The organism is Rhizobium albus, assembly GCA_030160035.1.
In the GTDB taxonomy this organism is placed as follows: domain Bacteria; phylum Pseudomonadota; class Alphaproteobacteria; order Rhizobiales; family Rhizobiaceae; genus Georhizobium; species Georhizobium albus.
In genome coordinates this window covers 116851-135065 of sequence record BSNO01000003.1, presented here as the reverse complement: position 1 = coordinate 135065, position 18215 = coordinate 116851, and the positions used below count along the sequence as shown (strand labels likewise).

The 18215-nt window shown below is 62.0% G+C and carries 12 protein-coding genes and 1 tRNA gene; 6 read left to right on the top strand and 7 right to left on the bottom strand.

Features of this window, described 5'->3' with window-relative positions:
• Nucleotides 1-77: 77 nt before the first annotated feature.
• Nucleotides 78-1448 carry an SGNH/GDSL hydrolase family protein gene (locus QQL76_RS08420; RefSeq protein ID WP_499207251.1) on the top strand — a complete coding sequence of 457 codons (1371 nt, stop codon included), beginning with the start codon at nt 78-80 and terminating at the stop codon, nt 1446-1448.
• Nucleotides 1449-1514: 66 nt separating this feature from the next.
• Here QQL76_RS08420 and QQL76_RS08415 read toward each other — a convergent pair whose 3' ends face one another.
• Both QQL76_RS08415 and gltB read right to left on the bottom strand, forming a co-directional pair.
• Complete coding sequence (locus tag QQL76_RS08415) at nt 1515-2969, bottom strand: glutamate synthase subunit beta (RefSeq protein ID WP_499207250.1); 1455 nt, start codon at nt 2967-2969, stop codon at nt 1515-1517.
• 81 nt (nt 2970-3050) lie between these two features.
• A complete protein-coding gene (gene gltB / locus QQL76_RS08410; protein WP_499207249.1) occupies nt 3051-7793 on the bottom strand; it encodes a glutamate synthase family protein in 4743 nt (1580 codons plus the stop codon).
• Between the two features lie 515 nt (nt 7794-8308).
• On the opposite strand from gltB, the gene QQL76_RS08405 reads away from it, so the two are divergent.
• Together QQL76_RS08405 and QQL76_RS08400 are read left to right on the top strand one after the other, a co-directional pair.
• Complete coding sequence (locus QQL76_RS08405) at nt 8309-9358, top strand: threonine aldolase family protein (protein WP_499207248.1); 1050 nt, start codon at nt 8309-8311, stop codon at nt 9356-9358.
• Between the two features lie 86 nt (nt 9359-9444).
• Nucleotides 9445-9888, top strand: a complete 444-nt coding sequence (locus QQL76_RS08400; protein WP_499207247.1) for a DoxX family protein — start codon at nt 9445-9447, stop codon at nt 9886-9888.
• Between the two features lie 74 nt (nt 9889-9962).
• Here QQL76_RS08400 and QQL76_RS08395 read toward each other — a convergent pair whose 3' ends face one another.
• Nucleotides 9963-10424 carry an alpha-crystallin domain-containing protein gene (locus tag QQL76_RS08395; RefSeq protein WP_499207246.1) on the bottom strand — a complete coding sequence of 154 codons (462 nt, stop codon included), beginning with the start codon at nt 10422-10424 and terminating at the stop codon, nt 9963-9965.
• 462 nt (nt 10425-10886) lie between these two features.
• Between QQL76_RS08395 and QQL76_RS08390 the strand changes: the two genes are divergently transcribed.
• Complete coding sequence (locus QQL76_RS08390; RefSeq protein WP_499207245.1) at nt 10887-11873, top strand: alpha/beta fold hydrolase domain-containing protein; 987 nt, start codon at nt 10887-10889, stop codon at nt 11871-11873.
• Here the strand turns inward: QQL76_RS08390 and hisN are convergent.
• Together hisN and QQL76_RS08380 are read right to left on the bottom strand one after the other, a co-directional pair.
• A complete protein-coding gene (gene hisN, locus QQL76_RS08385) occupies nt 11863-12642 on the bottom strand; it encodes an inositol monophosphatase family protein (protein ID WP_499207244.1) in 780 nt (259 codons plus the stop codon). The genes QQL76_RS08390 and hisN overlap by 11 nt on opposite strands.
• Before the next feature lie 270 nt (nt 12643-12912).
• Complete coding sequence (locus tag QQL76_RS08380; RefSeq protein WP_499207243.1) at nt 12913-13818, bottom strand: N-formylglutamate amidohydrolase; 906 nt, start codon at nt 13816-13818, stop codon at nt 12913-12915.
• Between the two features lie 241 nt (nt 13819-14059).
• On the opposite strand from QQL76_RS08380, the gene cpdR reads away from it, so the two are divergent.
• Both cpdR and QQL76_RS08370 read left to right on the top strand, forming a co-directional pair.
• On the top strand, nt 14060-14419 hold the full coding sequence (cpdR, locus tag QQL76_RS08375) for a cell cycle two-component system response regulator CpdR (protein ID WP_126011893.1): 360 nt from the start codon (nt 14060-14062) through the stop codon (nt 14417-14419).
• A gap of 93 nt (nt 14420-14512) precedes the next feature.
• A tRNA-Val gene (locus QQL76_RS08370) sits at nt 14513-14587 on the top strand.
• 275 nt (nt 14588-14862) lie between these two features.
• Here the strand turns inward: QQL76_RS08370 and QQL76_RS08365 are convergent.
• A complete protein-coding gene (locus tag QQL76_RS08365) occupies nt 14863-15126 on the bottom strand; it encodes a hypothetical protein (protein ID WP_499207242.1) in 264 nt (87 codons plus the stop codon).
• Between the two features lie 370 nt (nt 15127-15496).
• A complete protein-coding gene (locus QQL76_RS08360; protein WP_499207241.1) occupies nt 15497-18139 on the bottom strand; it encodes a GAF domain-containing protein in 2643 nt (880 codons plus the stop codon).
• Between the last annotated feature and the right edge of the window lie 76 nt (nt 18140-18215).

Below are 18215 nucleotides of genomic sequence, written 5' to 3'. Positions count from 1 at the left end.
CGGCCTAGGTTTTATCGATCGACCGGGCGCCGATCACTCGGCGCCCGTTTGTCGTTGAAAATCACCCAGGAGATCACGTGACTGGCAGATGGGACCGGATAGTTCAGGCCTTGCAAAAACCCGTGCGATCCATCGCGGGCCTGCTCCTGCTTGCCATAGTCTCATCCGCACTTTTCATGGCGATGCCTGTTTCGAGCTCATCGGCGCAGGAGCGCTATGAGCGTCGGTCGGTGATCGACTTGATCTTCGGCCCCCGTCGCTCGCAGGAATTCCCGCCGCCACCGCCGCCGCGCGCGCAGCCGGCGCCGCAACAGCAACAGCCCGCCCGCAGACGCGCATCGCCGCAGGCGCCGAGTGGCGGTCAGACCCGCCAGGCGGCCACGCCTGCCGCACCGATCGTCGAAAAAGCCGAGGACGCGCGGACAGTCCTCGTCGTCGGCGACTTCATGGCGTCGGGGCTGGCGGAAGGTCTCCAGGAAGCTTTTGCAACCTCGGCCAATGTGGTCGTCGTTTCCAGCACCAACGGCTCGTCGGGTCTGGTGCGGGACGATTTCTACAGCTGGCCTGCCAATCTTCCGACGATCCTGGAGGAGACTGAGCCGGCGGCGCTCGTCGTCATGCTGGGATCGAACGACCGGCAGCAGCTCCGTACGGCCAATGGCGCTGCCGATCTTTTGACGGATGCGTGGAAGCGGGAATATGCGGCGCGCGTCGATGCGCTCGCCGCCATTGCCGAAACCGCAGAAGTGCCGCTCATCTGGGTCGGCGCGCCGGCATTCCAGTCTCCGCGCATGTCGGCCGATATTTTGGCCATCAACCAGATCTACCGCGACCAGATGGAAGCCGCAGAAGCCGATTTCGTCGATATCTGGGACGGCTTCGTCGACGAAGGCGGCGCTTTCATTACGACCGGTTCCGACATTCAGGGACAGCAGGTGCGCCTGCGCGGATCCGACGGGATCAACATGACAGCCGCCGGTAAGCGCAAGCTGGCCTTCTATGCCGAGCGTCCCCTCCGCCGTCTGCTGGAGGGTACCGCCAGCGCGACAGTAGAGGACATCATTCGCGCCGACGATGCGCTGATCGGCGAAGTCGAGCGACCGCGCATACCGGAACTCGTCACCCGCACCGCACCAATCAGTATTACCGATCCGGCGCTCGATGGCGCGACCACGCTTCTTGGCAATGGCGAGACCTATGCGGAGCCGGAATTGCGCAGCCCGCGCGACCGGCTGGTCGAGGAAGGCTTGGCGGCGGCGGCACCGGCCGGCCGCGCCGACGATTTCCGCTGGCCGCGCCGCGCTGTTCCGCCGCCATCGGCACCGCCGGCGGCACGCGGCGCGGCTGCGCGCCCGACACCAGTCAACGCCGCACCCCGACGCGATGAGCGCGCCGCGGCAGCAAGTGACATCGGACCCGGCCGTTCCGAAACGGTCACGGCCAACTGATCAAACGCGAAAAGCCGGCACTCCCTGGGGAGGCCGGCTTTCGTGTTTGTCGAATGCGCAGCGAATTCAGCGCGGCAGGATGGTCGCGCCCATCAGCTCCAGATCGATCGCGCGTGCGGCCTGACGGCCTTCGCGGATCGCCCAGACGACCAGCGACTGGCCGCGGCGCACGTCGCCCGCTGCCCAGACCTTGTCGACCGACGTGCGGTAGTCCTGATCGTTCGCCTCGACGAAGGTGGCGCCACGGCGGTCCTTGCCGATCTTGAGCTGACCGTCGAGCTCGCTGACGACGCTGTCCTCAAACGGGCCACGGAAACCGATCGCGATGAAGGCGAGGTCGGCCTTGATGATGAATTCCGAACCGGCAATCGGATTGCGCTTTTCATCGACCTGGCAGCACTTCACGCCGGTGAGCTTGCCATCCTCGCCGACGAACTCCAGCGTGCCGACCTGGAATTCGCGCTCCGCACCTTCCGCCTGGCTAGACGACGTGCGCATCTTGGTGGCCCAGAACGGCCAGACGGCGAGCTTATCTTCCTTTTCCGGCGGCTTGGGACGGATGTCGAGCTGGGTCACGCGAACAGCGCCCTGGCGGAAAGCGGTCCCGACGCAGTCGGATGCGGTATCGCCGCCACCGACGACCACCACGTGCTTGGCGCCTGCCGTGATCGGCTCGGACGGCCAGCCGATGCTGTCAATGTTGCGGCGCGCGACGCGCTTGTTCTGCTGCACGAGATACGGCATCGCATCGTGAACGCCGTGCAGTTCGACACCGGGGATGCCCGCGTCGCGCGGGGTTTCGGAACCGCCCGCATAAAGCACCGCATCGTATTCCGCGCGCAGATCCTCGACCTTCTTGTCGACACCGATATTGACGCCGCAGAAAAAGGTGACGCCCTCGCCTGTCATCTGCTCGACGCGGCGGTCGATGAAGTGCTTCTCCATCTTGAAGTCCGGAATGCCGTAGCGCAGGAGGCCACCGGGCTTGTCCTCGCGCTCATAGACATGGACCTCGTGGCCGGCGCGGCCCAGTTGCTGGGCAGCGGCGAGGCCGGCGGGGCCGGAGCCGATGACGGCGACCTTCTTGCCGGTCTTGCGGCTTGCCGGCTGTGGCACGATGAAGCCACGCTCATAGGCCTTGTCCGCAATCGCCTGTTCGATCGTCTTGATGGCAACCGGCGCGTCTTCCAGGTTCAGCGTGCACGCTTCCTCGCAGGGCGCGGGGCAGATGCGGCCGGTGAATTCCGGGAAGTTGTTCGTCGAGTGCAGGTTGCGGATCGCTTCGTCCCAATTGTCGGAATAGACGAGATCGTTCCAATCCGGAATCTGGTTGTGCACCGGGCAGCCTGTCGGGCCATGGCAATAGGGAATGCCACAATCCATGCAGCGCGCGGCCTGCTTGGAAATCTCCGAATCCGACATCGGGATGACGAATTCCTTGAAGTGACGGATGCGGTCCGATGCCGGCTGATACTTCGCCACCTGCCGGTCGATCTCGAGAAAACCTGTTACCTTACCCACGGCTTAAATCCTTGAATTCGATCGATGAGGGGAAGATGGGCGCGATCTTTTGCGCGCCCGATCCTCGCTCTATGCTGCGCCTTATTCGGCAGCGACGCCCATGCGCATGCGTTCCATGTCTTCCAGCGCGCGGCGGTACTCGACGGGCATGACCTTGCGGAATTTCGGCCGGAAGTCTGCCCAGTTGTCGAGGATCTCCTTCGCCCGTGTCGAACCGGTGTAGTGCATGTGGTTCGAGATGAGCTGTACCAGCCGCTCCTCGTCGTGACGGGTCATGTCTCCCGACACGTCGACGCGGCCCTTGTGGGCGATATCGCCGCCATGGTGGTGCAGCTTCTCGAGGATGTCGTCTTCTTCCGGCACGGGCTCGAGCTCGACCATCGCCATGTTGCAGCGGGACGCAAAGGTGTTGTCCTCGTCCAGAACATAGGCGACGCCGCCCGACATGCCGGCTGCGAAGTTGCGGCCGGTTTCGCCGATGACCACAACGATGCCGCCGGTCATGTACTCGCAGCCATGGTCGCCGACGCCTTCGACGACAGCCGCCGCACCGGAGTTGCGCACGGCAAAGCGCTCGCCCGCGACACCGCGGAAATAGCACTCGCCTTCGATCGCCCCATAAAGCACCGTGTTGCCGACGATGATCGACTTTTCGGCCACGACGCGGGAGTTTTCAGGCGGACGGACGACGATGCGGCCACCCGACAGGCCCTTGCCGACATAGTCGTTGCCGTCGCCGACGAGATCGAACGAAATGCCATGGGCGAGGAACGCGCCGAATGACTGGCCGGCCGTGCCGCGCAGCGTGACTGAGATCGTATCGTCCGGCAGACCGCGGTGGCCGAATCGCTTGGCGACTTCGCCGGAAAGCATGGCACCCACCGACCGGTCGACGTTGCGGATCGGCACCTCGAACTGAAGCGGCTTGCGAGTTTCAAGCGAAGGCATCGCCTGTTCGATCAGCTTGCGGTCGAGGACGTCGTCGATCGGATGCACCTGACGCTCGGTCCAGTAGGTGGCCTCCTTCGGTGCCGCTGGCTTGAAGAACACGCCGGTGAAGTCGAGACCCTTGGCCTTCCAGTGGTCGATCAGGTCGTCCTTGTAGAGCAGATCCGACTGCCCGATGATCTCGTCCAGCTTTCGCACGCCGAGAGAGGCAAGGATTTCGCGAATTTCTTCGGCGACGAAGAAGAAGTAGTTGATCACGTGCTCGGGCGTGCCCTTGAAGCGCTTGCGCAGAACCGGATCCTGCGTCGCCACGCCGACGGGGCAGGTGTTCAGGTGGCACTTGCGCATCATGATGCAGCCCGCGGCGATCAGGGGCGCGGTCGAGAAGCCGAACTCGTCGGCGCCGAGCATCGCACCGATGACGACATCGCGGCCGGTCTTGAGGCCACCATCGACCTGCAACGCGATGCGTGAGCGCAGGCCGTTCAGCACCAGCGTCTGGTGCGTTTCGGCAAGACCCATCTCCCACGGGCTGCCGGCATGTTTCAGCGACGTCAGCGGCGAAGCGCCGGTGCCACCATCGAAACCGGCGATGGTGATGTGGTCGGCACGCGCCTTGGCCACACCTGCGGCAACCGTGCCCACACCCACCTCGGAGACGAGCTTGACCGAGATGTCCGCTTCCGGATTGACGTTCTTCAGGTCGAAGATCAGCTGTGCCAGATCCTCAATCGAATAGATGTCGTGGTGCGGCGGCGGCGAGATAAGGCCGACGCCCGGGGTCGAATGCCGGGTCTTGGCAATCGTCGCATCGACCTTGTGGCCGGGCAGCTGGCCGCCTTCACCGGGCTTGGCGCCCTGTGCGACCTTGATCTGGATCATGTCGCCATTGACGAGATATTCCGTCGTCACGCCGAACCGGCCGGACGCGACCTGCTTGATGGCCGACCGCTCGGGGTTCGCCTTGCCGCCAGGAAGCGGAAGGTAGCGATCGGCTTCCTCGCCGCCTTCGCCGGTGTTGGACTTGCCGCCGATCTGGTTCATGGCGCGCGCCAGCGTCGTGTGCGCCTCGCGGCTGATCGAGCCGAAGGACATGGCGCCCGTGGAGAAGCGCTTGACCAGGTCCTGTGCGGGCTCGACTTCCTCGATCGGCACGGGCGTGCGACCCGCCTGCTCGGCAGTCTTGATCGCGAACAGTCCGCGGATCGTGTTCATCCGCGATTCCCGCTCGTTCACCATCTTGGCGAAAGCGCGGTACTGATCCTGGGCATTGCCGCGCACGGAATGCTGAAGCGTGGCCACCGCATCGGGTGTCCAGGCGTGGCCTTCGCCGCGCAGGCGGTACATGTATTCGCCGCCGATCTCGAGCGAGTGCGCGAGGACCGGATCGGCACCGAATGCCGCATCGTGCCGACGGGTCGTCTCTTCGGCGACTTCAGCCAGGCCGACGCCTTCGATCGTCGTGGCGGTGCCCGTGAAGTAATCCTTCACGAACCCGCTGGACAGGCCGACCGCATCGAAGATCTGCGCGCCACAATAGGACTGGTAGGTCGAGATGCCCATCTTGGACATGACCTTGAGGATGCCCTTGCCGATCGCCTTGATGTAGCGCGAGACGACTTCGTGGCTTTCCACTTCCGGTGGGAACTCGCCCCGCTTGTGCATGTCCAGCAGCGTATCGAAGGCGAGATAGGGGTTGATAGCTTCCGCGCCGTAGCCCGCGAGGCACGCGAAGTGATGCACTTCCCGCGGCTCGCCGGATTCCACAACGAGGCCGACAGAGGTGCGCAGGCCCTTGCGGATCAGGTGATGGTGCACGGCTGCCGTCGCCAGCAATGCCGGGATGGCGATGCGGTCCGGGCCAAGCTGACGGTCAGAGAGAACGATGATGTTGTAGCCGCCATTGACGGCCGTTTCAGCACGCTCGCACAGACGATCGAGGGCAGCCTTCATGCCGGCTGCGCGCTCGTCCACCGGATAGGTGAGATCGAGCGTCTTGGTGTCGAACAAATCTTCCGAATGGCCGATGGAGCGGATCTTTTCGAGATCGCCATTGGTCAGGATCGGCTGACGCACTTCGAGCCGCTTCTTCTTCGACGCGCCCTTGTGGTCGAGAATGTTCGGCCGCGGACCGATAAAGGATACGAGGCTCATGACGAGCTCTTCGCGGATCGGGTCGATCGGCGGGTTCGTGACCTGCGCGAAGTTCTGCTTGAAATAGGTGTAGAGCAGCTTCGACTTGTCCGACATCGCCGAGATCGGCGTGTCCGTTCCCATCGAGCCGATCGCTTCCTGGCCGGTCGTCGCCATGGGAGACAGAAGGATCTTCGTGTCTTCCTGCGTGTAGCCGAACGCCTGCTGGCGATCGAGCAGCGACACGTCGCGGCGCAGCGCGCGCGGTTCGACCGGCTTCAGCTCTTCCAGGATGAGCTGGGTGCGCTTCAGCCAGTCCTTGTAGGGATGCATCGTCGCGATTTCCGACTTGATCTCGTCGTCGGAAACAATGCGACCCTTTTCCATGTCGATCAGGAGCATGCGGCCCGGCTGGAGGCGCCACTTCTTCACGATCTTCTCTTCCGGCACAGTGATGACACCGGCTTCCGAGGCCATGATGATGCGGTCGTCGTCCGTCACGATGTAGCGCGCCGGGCGCAGGCCGTTGCGGTCGAGCGTCGCGCCGATCTGCACGCCATCGGTGAAGGCGACGGCGGCCGGACCGTCCCACGGCTCCATCAGGGCTGCGTGATACTCGTAAAACGCCTTCCGCTCGGCGGTCATGAGCTGGTTGCCGGCCCAGGCTTCCGGGATGAGCATCATCACGGCATGGGCGAGCGAATAGCCACCCTGGACCAGGAATTCGAGCGCGTTGTCGAAGCAGGCAGTGTCCGATTGGCCTTCATAGGAAATCGGCCACAGCTTCTCGATGTCCTTGCCGAAGAGCGGCGAGGACACCGACGCCTGGCGGGCCGCCATCCAGTTGACGTTGCCACGCAGCGTGTTGATCTCGCCGTTATGCGCCACCATGCGGTAAGGGTGCGCGAGCTTCCAGGACGGGAAGGTGTTGGTCGAGAAGCGCTGGTGCACGAGAGCCACCGCCGAGGTAAAGCGCTCGTCGGCTAGATCCTTGTAATAGGCCTTCACCTGGAAGGCGAGGAACATGCCCTTGTAGACGATGGTCCGCGAAGACAACGACACGAAATAGAAGCCGTTGTCGACGCCGTTCGTCTCCGCATAGATGCGGTTGGAAATGACCTTGCGCAGGATGAAGAGCCGCCGCTCGAACTCTGCAACCGAGACAAGCTCGGGGTTGCGGCCGATGAAGACCTGGCGGTGGCAGGGCTCGGTCGCGGCGATATCCGGCGCCTTGGACAGCGAGGAGTTGTCGACCGGCACGTCGCGGAAGCCGAGCAGTTGCTGGCCTTCAGCCTCGACGACTTCGGCGATGATCGCCTCGATGTGTGCGCGCAGCGCTTCGTCCTGCGGCATGAAGACGTAGCCGACCGCATAGTTGCCGACTTCCGGCAGGGCGACGCCCTGAGCGGCCATGTCTTCACGGAAGAGTTGATCCGGGATCTGCACGAGCAGGCCGGCACCGTCGCCCATCAGCGGATCGGCGCCGACGGCGCCGCGGTGCGTCAGGTTCTCGAGCATGGCGAGACCGTCGGACACGATCTGGTGCGACTTTTCGCCCTTCATATGAGCGATGAAGCCTACGCCGCAGGCATCGTGTTCGTTGCGCGGATTATAAAGCCCTTGGGCATCCGGCAGTCGTCGTGGCGCAACCGGTTTGTCTTTGGCACGCGAAGACATCTCGGTTGCGGCCGTCATTGCGGCGCTCGTCGGGATCATGTCTTCAGATGGCGAAAACGTCGTCATCGTGCCTTCCTCCTGCCGCAGCTGCGGCGCTCTGACCTTGCAACTCAGCCCGGTTCTCACCACCGGGCCGTCGATCGAACGGGCGTTTTCGCGAAACCGAAAATGCCGTTTGCTCTATTTCAATTCGTCTGACTGGGCGCCCAACTGGCCGTGCGTCGGTTCACCCCGCGCCGGCTGCATGGCACCGCCATCTCGGCCATTATAGTGCTGTCGCGGGGCCGTGACAGGCCTCGGTTCGAGCAGGTGTGGCCGCGCCGAAAATAGGACAGCAAACCTGTCCTATCGCAGCGGTGTATGCCAGAAAGCTCCGGGCGGCGCAAGTTGCGCAACGGGAAATAATGACGCATGGCGACAATTCCTTGCCAGTGCGCCGACTTACTTGAAACTTTATGTCGTACAGGCGGGGCACACGGACAGAAAGCGCTTTTGCGTGCCTCTGTGTTGCTGCACTCGCCATCTCGCCTTAAGGCTTCTTGCCAATTCGCTCGTCAATGTCCGCAAAGGTAGCTCAGCCCATGATTTTCAGTTCCGACAACTGGGCGGGTGTCCACCCGCGCATCGCTGAAGCTTTGCACCGACACTCCGACGGCTTTGCCGCCTCGTACGGCGCAAGCGACCTCGACAAGGAGATCGAGGCGAAGTTTAACGAGGTGTTCGAGCGGGAGGTGGCGGTGTTCTTCGTCGGCACGGGCACAGCGGCCAATTCGCTGGCGCTGGCCAGCGTCAACCGGCCGGGCGGGGTCTCCTTCTGCCACCGCGAGGCGCATGTGATCGAGGACGAATGCGGGGCGCCGGAATTCTTCACCCACGGCGCGCGACTGGTGCCGGTCGACGGCGGGAACGGCAAGATCGACCCGGACGAGCTGCGCTCCGAGTTGAAGCGCTTCCCACCCGGCTTCGTCCATGCCGGCCAGCCCATGGCGATCTCGATCACCCAGGCGACCGAGATCGGGACGGTCTATGCGCCCGAGGAAATCGATGCGATCGCTGAGATCGCGAAGGCGCACGCCCTGCCGCTCCACATGGATGGCGCCCGGTTTGCGAATGCGCTGGTCGAACTCGACATCACGCCGGCGGAAATGACCTGGAAGCGCGGCGTCGACGTCCTCTCCTTCGGCGCGACGAAGAACGGTTGCTGGTGCGCAGAAGCGCTCGTTTTCATGGATCCCGAAAAGGCGCGCGACCTGCCCTTTATCCGCAAGCGCGCCGCGCAGCTCTTTTCCAAGAGCCGCTTCATCGCGGCGCAGTTCCACGGCTATTTCGAGGACGACCTCTGGCTCGAGCTCGCGCGGCATTCGAATGCCATGGCCGCCCGTCTGCAGGACGGGCTGAAATCATCGAACCGCGCGCGTCCGGGCTGGACGTCGCAGACGAACGAGGTCTTCGCCATCGTTCGCAAGGCGGATGCCGAGACCGCACGCGCAAAAGGCGCCGCGTTTTATGATTGGACGCCGCCGCGCGCGTTGAACGGCATGATCGCGGAGGACGAGGTGTTGACGCGCCTTGTCACGAGCTTTGCGACGCGCGAGGAAGACGTGGACGGTTTCCTCGAACTCGTCGCCTGATCTTCTCTGGCTGTTTGCGATCTGGCGATCCTGCTCTATCTCCCGCGCGGGAGGTTAATAACGATAAGGGCAAGGATCGACATCGCATGGCTCAGCCAGACCAACAGAACCTCATCATTCCCGCACTGCGTCCGCTCTATTCGGGCCTCTCCACCACTGCCGAAACGGTTATGCGCCTCGTCGCAGGCCTTGCGATGGTGACACATGGCTGGCCCAAGATCACCAATCCGTTCGGCTCGGTGGGGATGGTGGAGAGCCTCGGCTTCGTGCCGGGAGCGCTGTGGTCTCCGCTTCTGGCGGGCACCGAATTCTTCGGCGGCATCCTGCTCGCCATCGGCCTTTTGACGCGCCCGGCAGCATTTGGCTGCTTCATCGTCCTCTGCGTCACGACCTACTTCCATTGGGTTGTGCAGGCTGAAGGCTATTCCGGTGCCGAAAAGTCGATCCTGTGGGCTGCGATGATGCTCTTCTTTGTTATCCGCGGCGGCAACGCCCAGTCTGTCGACGCGAAGATCGGCCGCCAGTTCTAAGCATTCGGCATCTGTAACGAAAAACGGCGCCCGCAAGGGCGCCGTTCATTGAGCCACTCGATGGCTCTAGCGGATTAGGCGGTTTGCGCCTCGATCTGCTTTGCGTTCGCCGGGCTTGCCTGGATGGAAATCCGGCGCGGCTTCATGGCCTCGGGGATTTCCCGCAGAAGATCGATGTGCAGCAGGCCGTTCTTCAGCGAAGCGCCACGAACCTCGACATGATCGGCAAGCTGGAAGCGGCGCTCGAAGGCGCGCTTGGCAATGCCACGATAGAGGAATTCGCCGGCATCACTGGTGTCATCGGCCTTTTCGCCCTTGACGGTCAGCGTATGCTCGCGCGCTTCGATCGACAGTTCGTCTTCACTGAAGCCAGCGACCGCCATGGTGATGCGGTAGGCGTTATCGCCGGTGCGCTCGATGTTGTAGGGCGGGTAGGTCTGGCCCTGGTCGGGCTGCGCAAGGCTGTCCAGCATGGTGAACAGGCGGTCGAAGCCAACGGTCGAGCGATAGAGGGGGGAGAAGTCTACATGACGCATTTTAAAGTCCTCCTTGAAGCGACTTGTTCGTCTGATCGATTGTCTGGCCTCACACCTGTTCCCGCTTGGCGGCGAAAGGCTTGAAGAGACCAGCGGACCCGTTCTGGCGTCCGCAAAAAGAAGATGGGAAAGGCGCATTCGCCGTTCAAGAGGTGTCCGCACCCAACGAATGCTGCTCTCAATTCTGCAGGGAATAGACCGGGCCGTCAGCCGTTAGGCACATGAATGCGAGATGAATGTCAGGTTCGGATCGCGTTCAGATGCACTGGACCATATTGGCCAGCGTCGGGACAAAGAAATCCTGACTGGCTGGAGTGTAACGTCCCTTCCCTTCAGCCATCGGCCGGAGGCGCGCGAAACCCACATATCGCTCTCGCGCCTCCGGTCTCTTTTTTCGCATCACCGTTCTTTGTGAACAGGCAGGTTCGATGCTAAGTGCCTGCTTTGAGCCGGCGCTGCGTGATGCAAGATATTCTTTATCAGACCCCAGACAACCCGTTCCCCGATCCCACCGGCAACCGCCATGTTGCCGGCCATTTCCGCACGCGGGATGGCAAATCCTTGCGTTACGCACTCTTCAAATCCGACGCCCCGCGCGCCAAGGGCACGATCGTGCTCGCTCACGGCCGCAACGAGTGCATCGAGAAATATTACGAGACGATCTCCGACCTTCTGAAGACCGGCCTCTGGGTGGCGACGTTCGATTGGCGCGGCCAGGGCGGGTCCGAGCGGCTCTTGCCCAATCACAGCGCCGGCTACGTGGAGCGGTTCGTCGACTACGAACACGATCTTGAAGATTTTCTGACCCAGGTGGTGCTGCCGGATGCGCGGCTGCCGTTCTTCCTCGTGGCGCATTCGGCCGGTGCCCTCGTCGCACTTGCAGCCGCACCGCGGTTGACGACACGGATCGAGCGCATGGTGCTCTGCGCGCCGTTCATTGCGCTCGGCGGCCAGAGGCTGGGCCAGCGCGGGGTGCGCCTTCTGACGAATATCATGAGCCGGGTTGGGCTCAAGCGCACGATCGTTGCCCGCAACCGGCACAATCAGCCCTTTGCGGAGAACCGCCTTACCCATGACGAGCGGCGCTTCCGGCGCAACCAGGCGATCTTCGGCTCGGCGCCTCTGCTTGCGCCCTCGAGCCCGACGGCCCGCTGGATCAGCGAAGCGCTCGGCCGGATCGATGTCGTTCGACATCAGGACCATCTTGCGGCAATCCAGATACCGACGCTGATCCTGGCCGCAGGCGGTGACCAGATCGTTCCGCTGCGAGCCATCGAAGAGCTTGGAACGCTGTTTCGCGCCGGGCGGGTAATCACGATCGACCAGGCGCGCCACGAACTGTTTCAGGAAAGCGATATTCACCGGGAACCGACACTGGCTGCGATCAAGGCCTTTCTGCCGGGCGCAGATGCTGAAGGCGAACAGAACGCGCTGTCGATCAGTTCTTGAGGAGCGCCAGCGCCTCTTCGTGCACGCGCCTGCTGCCACAGGCCACGATATCGCCCCCGCCTTCGGGCCGTCCGCCATCCCAGGTGGTGATCACACCGCCGGCATTCTCGATGATCGGGATCAACGCCGCGATATCGTAGGGCTTGAGGTCCGATTCGACGACGATATCCGCATGGCCGCTGGCCAACAGGGCATAGGCGTAGCAGTCGCAGCCATAGCGGGCGAGGCGAACGGACTGTTCCACGCGCTCATAACGGCCGACATGGGCATCGGAGAAGATCTTCGGCGACGTCGTGAACAGCGTGGCGTCGGCGAGCGTTTCGCAGGCGCGCACCTTGAGTGCTTCCTGCCCTCCTGATCGACCGAAATATCGGGATTCTCCGTGACCGGCGACAAAGGTTTCGCCGATGAACGGCTGGTCCATCAGCCCCATCACGGCGCGGCCGTTCTGATAGAGGCCGATCAGCGTCCCCCAGACGGGAAGACCTGAAATGAACGCGCGGGTGCCATCGATAGGGTCGATGACCCACAGGTATTCACGATCGGTGCCATGACCGCCATGCTCTTCGCCGAGAATGCCATGATCGGGATAGGCGTGCATGATCAGGTCGCGGATCGCCATCTCGGCTGCCTTGTCGGCCTCGGTGACCGGATCGAATAGACCGGCCCCCTTGGTCTCGACGGCTCCGTTCTGGCGAAACCGCGGGAGCGTCTGCTCAGCCGCCGCAGCTGCCAGTCGGCGAAAGAAATCGAGATCGGGTAAGGCCATGAATTCCACTATGACTGACGGACAACACTGCCCATGAATTTATTGCGACTGCGAAGACCCATCAATCTAATCGATTGACTTTTGTGCGGCGCAACAATAGCGTCGAGGTGCAGTTCGCTGCAATGCCCATTTGGGCGTTTCCTCCCTAGACTTCTACCGCGTCCCAACGGGCGCGGTTTTTTTATGGGCTGGAGCAATAGCTCCAGCGCTTTGATGTGTCGCGTTGTCCCACGGTGAACCGCTATCCACTTCACCTGGAAACGCTCCAGGCTATTCGGCGGCGAGCGGCACTTCCACCATGTCGCTTTCGACGAGCGCGATCAGCGCATCGATGAAATCCGTCAGATCGGCGCGCAGCCGGTCGAATCCCGACTTCTTCTCGAGCCGCTCCTCGTCGAAATAGAGCCCACGATTGACTTCGATCTGCAAGGCATGAAGCCCATGGGCCGGCCGGCCGTAATGTTCGGTGATGAACCCGCCCGCATAGGGTTTGTTGCGGGTCACCGCATAACCCATTTCCTGCAGGATCAGGGCGGCCGAGCGGGTCAGGTCCTGCGATGCGCTGGTGCCGTAGCGGTCGCCGATGATAAAGTCCGGCCTCACCGGCGAAGCGGGAGAACGCACGCTCGCCGGCATCGAGTGACAATCGACCAGAACGGCCATGCCATAGGTTACGCGGGTGCGCGCGATCAGCCGGCGCAGGCACGCATGATAGGGGCGGTAAATGCCCTCAATGCGCTCCAGCGCTTCGGAGACCGGCAGGCGATGGCTGTAGATCTCCACATTTTCAGCCACCAGACGGGGAATCGTGCCGAGACCGCCGGCGACACGCGTCGACGAGATATTGGCGAAGGGCGGCAACGCTCCCTCGAACATGCGCGGATCGAGTTCGTAAGGCTCGCGATTGACGTCGAGATAGGCGCGCGGAAAGTGGGCCACCAGCATCGGCGCACCGGCCTGGACCGCATGGGCAAACAATTCGTCGACGTAAAAATCTTCGGATTTGCGGATGCGGCGCGCGTCGAGCCGCGACTGGGCAAGGAAGGAAGCGGGATAGATTCGTCCACTGTGGGGCGAGTTGAAGACGAGAGGCGTTGTCTGGCGGGGCGCCATCCGGACCTCGAATGGCTCAGAATCAAACACCAGCGCTGCCAATTCGCCTGCACTCCGTTGCATGTCGATCGAGATGGTGGGAGCGATGCGAAAAAGCCCCGCATCCCTTGAATTCGACGGCCCAAATCATGTTGCCAGTTGCCTCAACCCGTGTCCATAGCCCATAAAAACAGGCCTGTACCTGCTTGAGTCGAGCGCGCTCCTTATTCGGCTTTCACCGGATGTTTACGCAAGTGTTGTTTCTGTGGCAGCGAGAGGTGCGCGCTTTATGACAGCCGACGACGACATTTCAGGACGACAGAGAATGAAGATTCTTCTTGCCGAAGACGACAATGACATGCGCCGCTTCCTGGTGAAGGCGCTGGAAAAGGCCGGCTATGAGGTCCGCGCCTTCGACAATGGCGCCAGCGCCTATGACCGGTTGCGCGAAGAGCCGTTTTCGCTGCTCTTGACGGACATCGTGATGCCCGAGATGGACGGCATCGAGCTCGCCCGTCGCGCGACGGAACTCGACCCGGACCTGAAGGTCATGTTCATCACCGGCTTTGCCGCCGTGGCGCTGAACCCGGATTCCAACGCACCGAAAGATGCCAAGGTTCTTTCCAAGCCCTTCCATCTGCGCGATCTGGTGGATGAAATCCACAAGATGCTCGAAGCTGCCTGAGGGCCTTTTTGCGCTCGTCCGAAAAGCAGGTAATTTCGCTTTCGACACTATTGACGCGGCGAAGCCATTTATGGTCTATGCCGCTCCACGGATGGGCGTGTAGCTCAGCGGGAGAGCACTACGTTGACATCGTAGGGGTCACAGGTTCAATCCCTGTCACGCCCACCATCCAGTCCACAGTTTTGGCTATGTATGAGTCGGCTTCGAATGCCGCCGACTTTTCGGGCGCTTACGAGCCTGGAGCACGGCCACAGTGAAACCGGGGCTGCTCTATTCAGCGATTTTGGACGCTTTTTGTCGGCCAGTTCCGACAGCCCGCTTTCCGTGTCCACTCAGTCTTGGCGCTGCTGGCTGCACCATCGGGCAAGATGAGCGGCCGGCAAACGTTGATGCATTCAGGTGAGGACGAGCAGCGATCGTGAACTGGTCGGATCGCCTAGGTCCTAGATCCCGAGATTCTTGGCCTGGTCAGCCCAAATGATCGGCAACTCGATGTTGCGGGTGAGATGCTGAACCGACAGATCGACCGGCTGCTGGCCAGTCAGGATAGCATCGACAATTCTTGGTGAGAGGAAAGCCAGCGGCAACAGGCGGCTGACATCTTCCGGATGAACGCCAAAGAGCATGGCGACATCTTTGCGCGTGCATCCTTCGTCATCGGTCAGCATCTCGCGATACGAATGAGCACGGGCGGTCGCGTCGATCAATGGCCGATCCAAGCGAGGCACAGGCATAGCTGCGCCTTCGATTTTAAGTCGACGCTCGATGCCCCGCCGTCGGATCAAAAGCGGCAGATCAAGAATGTGAAGTTGTTCATCGGATAGTATCGATGATGACGCTGCTTCTATCTCGTTTGTCTATCGCGACGTAAGACGACCCGGTCTGGCTCCGCTCTTGGCCGCAATCGGTGTCGCAGCGGCACAGCTCAAGCTCTACGACCTGTCAGATAGGCAGAGCTGAACTGTCCTGAGAAAGGTAAGCCGGATGGCGGTTGTGGGACCGTTCGCCACAGCCCGGATTTAGATCGCGAGGTCCTCCACTGCCTTCTCAAGATTGACAGGCAGGGGCATTCTTCGCCTATCGATCAAGAATCGCCCGCACTTTTCCGGCTAGTTCGTCCATCGTGTAAGGCTTTGACAGGAGCTCCGTACCTCGGTCGAGCGTCCCGTTGTGGACGATCGCATTGCGGGTATAGCCGGTCGTGAAGAGCACCTTTAACGCCGGCCGCAGTGCCTCCACCTGGTCCACAAGCTCCCGGCCGGACATCTCCGGCATCACGACATCCGTGAAAAGCAGGTCTGGGACCGAGCCTCCTCGGATAGCCTCAAGCGCATCCCTTGGGCTGCTCATTGCGGCTACTGAGTATCCCAGTTCACGTAATGCTTCGACAGCCATTGCCCGTACCCGGTTGTCATCCTCTACCACCATGATCAGTTCTGTCGCCGCACCACCGTGCACGGTTTGAGGCGGTTTTGCAGCTTCTTCGGCTGGACCCGCAGCGGCGCGGGGAAGATAGATCTTCATGGTCGTGCCCACCCCGACCTCGGAGTAGATCTTCACGTGCCCGCCGGACTGGCGCACGAACCCATAAACCTGGCTGAGGCCAAGCCCGGTACCCTTTCCGACACCCTTGGTCGTATAGAACGGGTCGAATGCCTTCTTGATGACGTCTGAGGTCATTCCGGTCCCGGTGTCCGTCACGCCGATCAGCACGTACTGGCCTTCCGGCAAGAAATATTCCTTCGCGCTCGGTCGGTCGATGTGTGCATTCCCCGTCTCGATTGTGAGCCTGCCACCGCCTGGCATCGCATCCCGAGCATTGACCGCTAGATTGAGAAGTGCGCTTTCAAGTTGTGCGGGGTCCGCCTCCACTTGCCAGAGACCGGCGCCAAGCACGGTTTCAACCTTGATGGTCTCGCCAAGGGTCCGCGTGAGCAGCTCGCTCATGTTGCTCACCAATCGGTTCAAATTGAAGCGCTTTGGCGCGAGCGGCTGCTGCCGGGAGAACGCAAGCAGACGCTTGGTCAGCTCAGCTGCGTGTTGCGCACCTTCAAGCGCGCCCTCGATGAACCGAATGACATCGGTTTCGCCCTTGGCCAGCTTGCGCTGAGTAAGGTTCAGACCTGCGATGACGACCGCGAGCATATTGTTGAAGTCGTGTGCGATGCCGCCGGTCAACTGCCCGACAGCCTCCATCTTCTGCGCCTGGCGCAGATGATCTTCCGCTCTGGCCCGCTCCGCGACTTCTTCCTGGACACGCTGTTCCAGCGTCGCATTCAACGTCTGGAGCGCAGCTTCGGTGCGCTTGCGCGCGGTGATGTCGATCACGGTACCGATGAAGCGCGTCGCGCGTCCATCTTCGAAATGCGCACTGCCGGTCGCCGCGATCCAGCGTTCGATCTGGTCGTTGAGGCCGATCGTTCGATATTGGATGTCGAAGGCGGCTGGCTCGCCGGGGTTGAGGGCTCTGCGCACAGCGTCGTCTGCATTCTCCCGGTCGTCGGGATGCAACCCAGCCAAGAACGTCTCTTCATAACGCACCTCAGCATTAGGTGGCAGTCCAAACAGCGCCTTGCATCGGTCATCCCATTGAAGGCGTCCGGAGATCGGGTCGTAATCCCAGATGCCGATGGAGGCCGCATTCGTAGCGAGACGCAGCCGTTCCTCGCTCTCGCGGGCGGCCTCCTGCGAGCGGACACGCTCGATATGCGCCCAGCACCGCTCGGTGACCTCCTTCAAAAGCGCCAGTTCTTGTTCTGTCCAAACCCGGGCGTTCTTGTCGTGGATGGCCATGAGTGCCGTGAGGCGTGCGTCCTTGACCAGCGGCATGCAGATGGTCGCGGTAATGCCGATCGACTGGAATGTCTCCGACTCATGCGGCGCGAGCTCGTTTCGATTGTCGTTGACGATCAGCGGCAGGCCAGCCCGAAGCCGGGATACGGCAAGTTGCCCGAAATCGGCCAGGCTGTAGGAGCCGACGATGCTGGGTGAACCAGACGCGCTCCAGTCGCCGCGAATGGTGAAATGATCCTGATCTGGCTCCATGTCGGCATAAGCGCAGATGGAGACTCCGAGATGTTCGCCGAGGAGGCGGGTCGATACCCGCATCAACGCGCTCGCGTCAGTCGCAAGGCCGCTCGCTTTACCCAGCTTGTCGAGAAAGGCCAGGCGCTCCGCATTCTGGCGAAGTGCCTGCTCCGCCCGCAACCGTTCGACTGCCGTGCGTGTGCGTTGAGCAACTTCCGAGATCAGTGCAATCTCTTCCTCGGTCCATACCCGTGGACTGGCATGATTTAGATAGAGGAGCGCGACGAAGCCGCCGTACTCGGTCACCGGCATGTTGACGACGGCTTGTGCACTGATGGCCTTTAAAGCCTTGGCCCCGGGCGCGGCACGAGGATCCTTCTCCGCGTCTTCGAAGACGACCGTTTCACCACGCTTGAGATCGTCGATGTAGGAACCATAGTCGCGAAAGTGGAGCGTTCCGGCGAGGCTTTGGATGCCAGGTGCGTTCCAGTCGCGATCGATGGTGATCGTCTCGCGGTCCTTATCGATCTCACCATAGCCTACCCGACTAACCTGCAGCGCTTCGCCAAGGATTTGCGCAGCGGCATAGGCGAGATCGTCCGGGTTGCTAATTTCTCGGATCCTGTCTCCCAACGCAGCAAATATGGCTGCGTTGGCGATTTTGCCTTTCGCTGAGCTTGAACTTGCGCTCACCTTTCCCCCGTTCTCCGCCAGACGACAGCTTCGTTGGCTTTATCGCCAGCGAGCCACAGACCTGTTCCCAGGACGA